8 protein-coding genes and 1 pseudogene are annotated in these 7,741 nt (G+C 62.3%); 4 read left to right on the forward strand and 5 right to left on the reverse strand.

Features of this window, described 5'->3' with window-relative positions; all coding sequences use genetic code 11:
- A partial coding sequence (locus tag Q0349_RS07585) for a hypothetical protein (RefSeq protein WP_298080265.1) occupies window positions 1-219 on the forward strand: 219 nt, incomplete at its 5' end.
- Between the two features lie 31 nt (window positions 220-250).
- Window positions 251-409, forward strand: coding sequence for a hypothetical protein (locus tag Q0349_RS07590; RefSeq protein WP_298080266.1), 159 nt, complete (start codon window positions 251-253; stop codon window positions 407-409).
- Between the two features lie 163 nt (window positions 410-572).
- On the opposite strand, the gene Q0349_RS07595 is transcribed toward Q0349_RS07590, so the two are convergent.
- The 4 genes from Q0349_RS07595 to Q0349_RS07610 all read right to left on the reverse strand — a co-directional run bounded on the left by Q0349_RS07595 (window position 573) and on the right by Q0349_RS07610 (window position 4,096).
- On the reverse strand, window positions 573-1,319 hold the full coding sequence (locus tag Q0349_RS07595; RefSeq protein ID WP_298080267.1) for an amino acid ABC transporter ATP-binding protein: 747 nt from the start codon (window positions 1,317-1,319) through the stop codon (window positions 573-575).
- The gene (locus Q0349_RS07600) at window positions 1,316-2,413 is read right to left on the reverse strand and encodes an amino acid ABC transporter permease (protein WP_298080268.1); all 1,098 of its coding nucleotides are present in this window, start codon (window positions 2,411-2,413) and stop codon (window positions 1,316-1,318) included. The genes Q0349_RS07595 and Q0349_RS07600 overlap by 4 nt, the downstream gene beginning before the upstream one ends.
- Window positions 2,410-3,573, reverse strand: a complete 1,164-nt coding sequence (locus Q0349_RS07605; RefSeq protein ID WP_298080272.1) for an ABC transporter permease subunit — start codon at window positions 3,571-3,573, stop codon at window positions 2,410-2,412. The genes Q0349_RS07600 and Q0349_RS07605 overlap by 4 nt, the downstream gene beginning before the upstream one ends.
- 289 nt (window positions 3,574-3,862) lie before the next feature.
- Complete coding sequence (locus Q0349_RS07610; protein WP_298080269.1) at window positions 3,863-4,096, reverse strand: accessory factor UbiK family protein; 234 nt, start codon at window positions 4,094-4,096, stop codon at window positions 3,863-3,865.
- A 53-nt stretch (window positions 4,097-4,149) separates the two neighbouring features.
- Between Q0349_RS07610 and Q0349_RS07615 the strand changes: the two genes are divergently transcribed.
- The gene (locus Q0349_RS07615) at window positions 4,150-4,782 is read left to right on the forward strand and encodes a c-type cytochrome (protein WP_298080270.1); all 633 of its coding nucleotides are present in this window, start codon (window positions 4,150-4,152) and stop codon (window positions 4,780-4,782) included.
- An 81-nt stretch (window positions 4,783-4,863) separates the two neighbouring features.
- Here the strand turns inward: Q0349_RS07615 and Q0349_RS07620 are convergent, their stop codons facing one another.
- Window positions 4,864-6,438, reverse strand: coding sequence for a J domain-containing protein (locus Q0349_RS07620; protein WP_298080271.1), 1,575 nt, complete (start codon window positions 6,436-6,438; stop codon window positions 4,864-4,866).
- 124 nt (window positions 6,439-6,562) lie between these two features.
- On the opposite strand from Q0349_RS07620, the pseudogene Q0349_RS07625 reads away from it, so the two are divergent.
- Window positions 6,563-7,741, forward strand: a pseudogene (locus tag Q0349_RS07625) (phosphoribosylformylglycinamidine synthase); the annotation flags it as partial.

Here is a 7,741-nt window from a genome sequence, read left to right on the forward strand (position 1 = left end):
CGAAAAACAAAAATACTGCCGCTTGCCATCATTTATGCCGTAGCCTGTCTGTTTATCATGCTTATGTGTACCATAACCGGCGCAAAGGGTAATTGCTTGTTACTGGCACTCATGGTTGCAGTCTTTTCCATGATTCCAACAGGTTGCATCCTCCTTTCTGCCGTGCATGGCAACAAAAAAATCCGCCTGAAATTCTGGCAAAAAGCGGATAAAGCATAACGGTAAAAAATAGCAGATACAGGAAATCACCATGTCCATTCTCAAAGCCATCCTTGACGCCATCATTGCCGTATTGCGCTTTATCGTGGAAGCAATCCTGGCAATTCTCCGCGCTATCCTTTGGCTGTTAAGAAAGGTATTCATCGACATCATTTGGGACAGCATCATTGATTTCTTTTTTGGTAACTGAATCCCGCACAAAAAAATCCCCGGCATCACCGGGGATTTTTTATGAAAGCGAAAGCACGTTGCCGCGACGGATTTCGGCATCTTGCGATGCCCTGCCGTCCAACGCCCGAAGCGACGGCAACCATGCTGCTGCATCAAGCAACCCGCGCATCGTAGCCCCCGCCTCAAGCCGTCTGCAACAGTATCTGGCTCAGGAACTCCTGCGCGCGCGGGTGTTGCGGCTTGGTGAAGAAGTCTTCCGGGGTGGCGCGCTCCAGAATCTCGCCTTTGTCCATGAAGACGATGCGGTCGGCGACGGTGCGCGCAAAGCCCATTTCGTGCGTGACCACCAGCATGGTGATTTTGCTGTCTTCGGCCAGCTCCACCATCACGTCCAGCACTTCTTTAATCATCTCAGGATCAAGCGCCGAGGTGGGCTCATCGAACAGCAGCACGTCGCAGTCCATGCACAGCGCGCGGGCGATGGCGACGCGCTGTTGTTGGCCGCCGGAAAGCTGGCCGGGGTATTTGTCCGCCTGGTCGCGGATGCCGACGCGCTCCAGGTATTGCCGCGCCACTGCTTCCGCCTGCGCGCGCGGCTGTTTGTTCACCCACACCGGGCCGAGGGTGAGGTTTTCGAGGATGGTCAGGTGCGGGAACAGGTTGAATTGCTGGAAGACCATGCCGACTTTGCGCCGCAGGTCGCGCGTCTGCCGCACGCTGCCGTTCAGCAGCTCGCCATCGAGGCGGATTTCGCCTTCCTGATAGCTTTCGAGGCGGTTGATGCAGCGGATGAGCGTCGATTTGCCGGAGCCGGACGGGCCGCAGATGACGAGGCGCTCGCCTTTGCGGATGTTGAGGTTGATGTCTTTCAGCGCGTGGTATTTGCCGTACCACTTGTTGAGGCGGTGGATGGTGATGGCGTCTGTCATGGGCGCTCCGGGGTGAAATGGCGTTCGATGCGGTAACTGGTGTGGCTCATGCCGTAGCAGAGCAGGAAGTAAACGAGGGCGCAGAAGGCGTAGCCTTCCATGCCATGCCCCAGCCAGGCGGGGTCTTGTCCGGCGGAGTGGACGATGCCGAGGAAATCGTAGAGGCCGATGATGGAAACCAGCGTCGTATCCTTGAACAGGCCGACGAAGGTGTTGGTAATGCCGGGGATAACGGTGGTCAGCGCCTGCGGCAGGATGACGAGGCGCATTTTCGCCCAGTAACCGAGGCCGAGGCTGTCCGCCGCTTCAAACTGGCCGCGCGGAATCGCTTGCAGGCCGCCGCGCACCACTTCCGCCATGTAGGCCGAGGCGAAGAGGGCAACGCCAATCAGCGCGCGCATCAGGTTGTCGATATGCCAGGACGGCGGCAGGAAGAGCGGCAGCATGACGTTCGCCATAAACAGCACCGTGACCAGCGGCACGCCGCGCCACAGTTCGATAAAGGCGACGCAAACGCCGCGCAAAAACGGCATATCCGAAGTGCGGCCGAGCGCCAGCAACACGCCGAACGGCAGCGAAAAGAGCAGCCCGGCGGAGGCAACCACCAGCGTCAGCATCATCCCGCCCCAGAGGTTCGGCCGTACCTCTGGCAGACCGAAAACGCCGCCGCGCAGCAAATACCACGACAACACCGGTAGGACGAGCAGCGCGAACAGCAGCGCCAGCAGGCGTTTGCACCCGTCGCAGCACCACAGCGCGAGGAAGTTCGCCGGGACGATGCCGAGGAAGAGCAGCCAGACGCGCCAGCGCTCGCTTTCCGGGTAAAAGCCGTAGAGAAACTGGTTCAGCCGCACCTTGATAAAGACCCAGCAGGCGCCGCCGGAAGTACAATCGGCGGCAGTCGAACCGCGAAAATCCGCCTGCCACAGCGCCCAGTTGAAGAGCGGCGGCACGATGCGGTAAAGCACATACAGCGCCAACACGGTCAAAACGGCGTGCAAGGGCGAGGCAAACAAATTGCGGCGCAGCCAGCACCACAGGCCAAATTCCGAGGCGGGCGGCGGTCGGTCGGGCAAATACGAAAAATCACTCATCGTTCAACAATCCTGATGCGGCGGTTATAAACACCCATCGCCAGCGAAATCAACAAACTGATGGCAAGATAAACCGCCATCGTCAGGCCGATAATCTCCACCGCGCGCCCGGTCTGATTGAGCGCCGTGCCGGTAAAGACCGAGACCAAATCGGGGTAGGCAATGGCGGTGGCGAGCGACGAATTCTTGACAATATTCAAAAACTGGCTGGTCATCGGCGGCACCATCACCCGCAGCGCCTGCGGCAAAATGACAAGACGCATCACCCGCGCCGGCGGCAGGCCGAGCGCTTCCGCCGCCTCGTACTGGCCGCGCGGCACCGAGGCAATGCCGCTCCTCACATACTCGGCGATGTAAGAGGCACTATAAAGCGACAGTGCCAGCCACAGCGCCATCAACTCCGGCAACAGCGTTACCCCGCCGCGGAAATTAAAACCCTGCAACAGCGGGCGCGACAACTGCGACGGCTCCACCAGCAGCGCAAACGCGGCAAGCGGCAGGGCGACGATGAGCAGCGCATACGCCCACCACAGGCGCAGCACCTGCCCGCTTTGCGCCTGACGGCGGCGGTTCCAGCGCGCAAGCAGCGCCGCACAGACAATACCGATGACAAGCAGCGCCAGCGCCGTTTTCGCCGCCGACTGCCACAGCGGCGCAATCAGCGTCAGGCCGCGATTGCTCAACACCGCCAAACACCCCGCCTCATCGCAGCCGAGGCGCAGCGTACTGGCACGCGGCGCGGGCAACACCGTCAGCACCGCAAAATACCAGAAAAAAAGCTGCAACAACAACGGAATATTGCGGAAGACCTCCACATACACCGCCGCCAGTTGGCGCAACAGCCAGTTGCGCGACACCCGCAGCACGCCGACCACGACCCCGACCAGCGTCGCCGCGACAATGGCGAGTAGCGACACCAAGAGCGTGTTCAACAGGCCGATGACAAACAGCCAGCCGTAACTGTCGCTTTCCTGATAAGGCAACAAATGCTGACTGACCGCGAACCCGGCGGGGTTATCCAAAAAAGCGAAACTGAACACCAGCCCGCGCGCCGCCATATTCGCCGCCGTATTGCGCCAAAGCATGACCGCGACGACGACAATCAACGCGAGCAGCAGGAACTGAAAAAGTGCCCGCCGGAAAGAAGCTGCATACCACATCAAAAAATACCTCAATAAAACGGCTCCCTCCCCCTGTGGGGGAGGGCTGGGGTGGGGTTCCTTGTTACTATCGCCGATGTTTCTTGAAACACCTTAAATAGGGTGCGCCCCGGCGCACCGCTTCCCAAAACAAACAAAACCCCGCCCACGAGGGGCAGGGGAGATTCATGGCTACTGCCGATGCTGCCTGCATCAATGAGTAGGGTGGGTCTTGACCCACCCATGCAGAACATTTGACCCAAGCGGTGGGGCAAGCCCCACCCTACAGAAAAAACACCGCGGCGAACCCTCATCCACCCCTGCCCTCCAGCTTCGCTTCCAGCGCGGCGATGCGCGCCTCGGCCTGCGCGAGCAACTGCGCCTGCGCCTCGAACTCGCTGCGCGGCACCCAGTCAAACTGCGCCAGCTTGTCATCGAGCAGCGAACGCGCCGCCGCCTTCACCTCCGCCTGCACCGGGCGCAGCGAATCCGGCATTTTCTGCTCCAACTGATCCAGCAAAAAAGAAAAAGGGTTACTTTTCATCGCGTCCTCCGCTCATAGATAATGACAAATGCAGTTTAACACGAGAGGCAAACATGAAAAATTCACTCATCATCAGCGCTGCACTCCTCATATTCCCCACCGTTGCCCTTGCTGACGGCGACCCCGCGCGCGGCAAGGCACTCACCGGTGCCTGCACCGCCTGCCACCAAGAAGACGGCAATGGGCGCGACAACGGCGCGGGTGCCGATTCCTGGCCGCGCCTTGCGGGTATCAACGCCGACTACCTCGCCACCCAACTTGCCGCCTACAAAAAAGGCGAGCGCCGCGCCGCCTCGATGAAAACCTTTGCGATGATGCTGGACGAAGGCAAGGCGGCCGACATCGCCGCCTACTACGCCGCATTACCGCCGCCTGCCGCGGCTAACAGCACCACGGCGGACGCCGCCCAACTGGCGCGCGGCAAACAGCTCGCCGAGGTGGGCGACCCGGCGAAAAACCTCAAACCCTGCCGCGAATGCCACGGCGCGGACAACCGCGGCGACGGCAAAATCCCGGCCATCACCGCCCAGCCCGCGCCCTACCTGCGCGCACAAATCACCGCGTGGAAACAGGGCGACCGCGCGAACGACAGCACCGACCCGAAAGGAATGTTCCAGACCGCGCGCCAACTGGACGACGCCGACAGCGCCGCCGTCGCCGCCTGGCTCTCGACACAGGCGCCGTAAACCGCCCCGCGCGCGTCGTGTTCTTTAGAGCCTGTTCAAAGTCCCCCTCCCCTGCAGGGGAGGGGGCTTTTGAACAGGCCTTCAGGTCGCATAGTGGAAGATAACCAGCGTCAAAATGAGCATCAGCCAGACAAAGCCCGCGAGCGGCACGCTTCCTTCCATACCAAGCAGAATCAGTTGCGCCAAGGCGGCGAAGAGCAGGAGATAGAACGCCAGATTGGCGAGGGTGACGGCAAGGCGCAGCAGCCACACGGCGGCAGGGCGGTGCGGCTGTTGCGTCAGGCAGCGGCGCAAGGTGAAGGCGGACAGACAGAGCAGGTTGAGAAACGGCGCGCAGTGCTGGTTAAACGGCTCGCTGCCGCCATAAAGCACCAGGCTGGCAATGATACTGGCGGCGCCATCATTCAAGAAATCGCGGCGGACAGCGGGGTCGCTGGCGGGCAGGCGCAGCCAGCAGAGGACGACGGCAAACTGGCCGCAGCACAGGGCAAGCGTGCGCGCGAGGGTGAAGCCGCCCTGCGGCAGGCTGGCGAGCAACAGGCAGGCAATGGCAAAACCGCAAATGCGGTCGCGCGGCACGGGCGGCGGCGGCCAGGCAAGAGAAATGGCGCATTTGGCGCGCAGCAAGATATGCCCGCCCAGCAGCGGCAGCCAGAAGGCGCACATCAGCACGGTGACTGGCGAAAGGCCCAGCAGGGCGGCATATTGCTGGCGGCTTTGGATGATGACAGCGGCGACGTTGGCAAGCGCAAACCACATCAGCAACCACGGCCACGGCATGGCCAGCGGGTTGGAATTGCGCAGCAGCGCGGCCAGTGGCGGCCAACAGGCGGCGTATTGCGCGGGCGGGATGTCGCCGCTGGCATGGCGCAGCTGTTGCCAGTCCTGCCAGACAAGGCCGCTGTCGTGGCACAGCAGCCAGTCGCGCCGCAACTGCCACCAGCGGCGCAGCGCGCCTTGCTGTAGCCAGGCGGCAAGCGCCGGATAGTAGCGTGCCAACAGGGCATCGCGTGCGGCGGGGTTGCGGTCGCGGCGGATGCTTTCGGCAAGACGGTGACGGTCATTGCCGGGGATGGGGACATAGTGCGTTTGTACCCAGTCGCGGCTGTTGGGAAAATCGGCATCGGCAAGCAGCGTTTGTAGCGCCGTGGTGTAATCAAGGCGGAAATCAATGTTTTGTGTGGCGACAGTGGCTGCCTGTTTTTGCAGGGTCATCAGCAGCGCACCGTCGCTGTTGGCGCTTGCCCAGGCCGTTTGCAGCCGGGCAAGGAGTGCTGCCGGAGATTCGCCGCTTGCTGCCGGGCGGTCAAGGTAACTGTGTGCGGCGGGTTCGCGCTCACGCCCGGCGGGGCGCTCAAGATACGCGGTGTTTTCCGGCTCGCGCAAGATGACAACGTCTTCGGCTGACACATCGCCATCATCACTGGCCACATCCGGCGCGGGAGAGAAAAGTTCGGCTGGCGGGGTCGTTACGAGTACGGCATCCGCATCGGTATCGCGGCAGCGTGCCAACGCTTCCTCATAGGCGGCGCGGACGCGGCGGAATCCGGCCGGGTCGCGGTCGGGGCGGTGTTCGCGGATGCGGGCGGCATAGGCTTGTTTAATAAGGGTTTCGTCGGTGGTCGGCGCGATGCCGAGGGTTTGCCAGCAGCTCATGGGCGTGTTGTATGGTGAGGATTGAAGGCCGCAGTTTGCCAGATTGCGTCCTTCCCCGCGACGCCGCCCGCCGCCTGCCACCATGCTAAAATCCGCGTCATCTTTACTTCACCCGGAAACCGCCATGCACCAGCGCCTTTTTATCGAAAAACGTCCCGAATTTGCCGACGATTACGCCCTCACCGAGCGCCTGAAAACCCGCCTCGATCTCGCCGGATTGCAGCGGGTGCGGCGGCTTGCCGTGTATGACCTCTACGACTGCCCGGAAGCGCTGTTGCCTGCTGCCATCAGCCGCGTGTTCAGCGACCCGGTGAGTGATGAGGTGCGCGACGCCCTGCCCAAGGCGGATTTCACCCTCGTCATTGAGCCGCTGCCGGGGCAGTTCGACCAGCGCGCCGACTCCGCCATGCAATGCCTGCGCCTGCTCGATGATGCCTTCGCGCCGACCGTTGTCACCAGCGCGCAGGCGTGGCTGTTTGAGGGCGATTTGAATGATGACGCGCGCGCCAAGCTGCGCCAGCACCTGATTAACCCCATCGACAGCCGCGAGAAAGATTTGGCGGAAACGGCGCTGCCGCCGCATCACCCCGCCGACCCGGTGCCGCGTTATGACGGGTTCAACGCGCTTGATGCGGACGGTCTCGCCGCCTGGCACGCCGCACAAGGCCTCGCGATGACGCTGGCCGATTTGCAACTGGTGCAAAGCCATTTCCGCCAGGAAAACCGCGAGCCGAGCGAGACGGAAATCCGCGTACTTGATACCTACTGGTCGGACCACTGCCGCCACACCACCTTTGCCACCGCCTTGCACGACATCACCTTCCCGCAGACCGATTTCGGTGCGGCGCTGGCGGACGATTTCGCCGGATACGAAGCACAGCGGCAGGCAGTCTATGGCGACAAAGCCGCCGCCCGTCCTTACACGCTGATGGATCTCGCCACCATCGACGCCAAATATCAGCGCGCGCAGGGCGGGCTGCAAGACGTGGAGATTTCCGCCGAAGTGAACGCCTGCTCCGTCTATATCGACGTCGATGAAGACGGGCAAACGCGCCCGTGGCTGCTGCAATTCAAAAACGAAACGCACAACCACCCGACCGAAATCGAACCCTACGGCGGCGCCGCGACCTGCATCGGCGGCGCCATCCGCGACCCGCTCTCCGGTCGCGCCTACGTTTACCAGGCGCTGCGCATTTCCGGCAGCGCCGACCCGCGCGAGCCCTACGCCGCCACCCTGCCCGGCAAACTGCCGCAGGCGGTCATCGCCGAAGGCGCGGCGGCGGGCGCATCCTCCTACGGCAAC

It is taken from the genome of uncultured Cardiobacterium sp. (assembly GCF_938028185.1).
In the GTDB taxonomy this organism is placed as follows: Bacteria; Pseudomonadota; Gammaproteobacteria; order Cardiobacteriales; family Cardiobacteriaceae; genus Cardiobacterium.

Excerpts from the sequence above, each read along its gene's own strand:
- Q0349_RS07620 (WP_298080271.1), bottom strand. The coding sequence starts at position 6,438 with ATGAGCTGCTGGCAAACCCTCGGCATCGCGCCGACCACCGACGAAACC.
- Q0349_RS07600 (WP_298080268.1), bottom strand. The coding sequence starts at position 2,413 with ATGAGTGATTTTTCGTATTTGCCCGACCGACCGCCGCCCGCCTCGGAA.
- Q0349_RS07590 (WP_298080266.1), top strand. The coding sequence starts at position 251 with ATGTCCATTCTCAAAGCCATCCTTGACGCCATCATTGCCGTATTGCGC.
- Q0349_RS07615 (WP_298080270.1), top strand. The coding sequence starts at position 4,150 with ATGAAAAATTCACTCATCATCAGCGCTGCACTCCTCATATTCCCCACC.
- Q0349_RS07605 (WP_298080272.1), bottom strand. The coding sequence starts at position 3,573 with ATGTGGTATGCAGCTTCTTTCCGGCGGGCACTTTTTCAGTTCCTGCTG.
- Q0349_RS07595 (WP_298080267.1), bottom strand. The coding sequence starts at position 1,319 with ATGACAGACGCCATCACCATCCACCGCCTCAACAAGTGGTACGGCAAA.
- Q0349_RS07610 (WP_298080269.1), bottom strand. The coding sequence starts at position 4,096 with ATGAAAAGTAACCCTTTTTCTTTTTTGCTGGATCAGTTGGAGCAGAAA.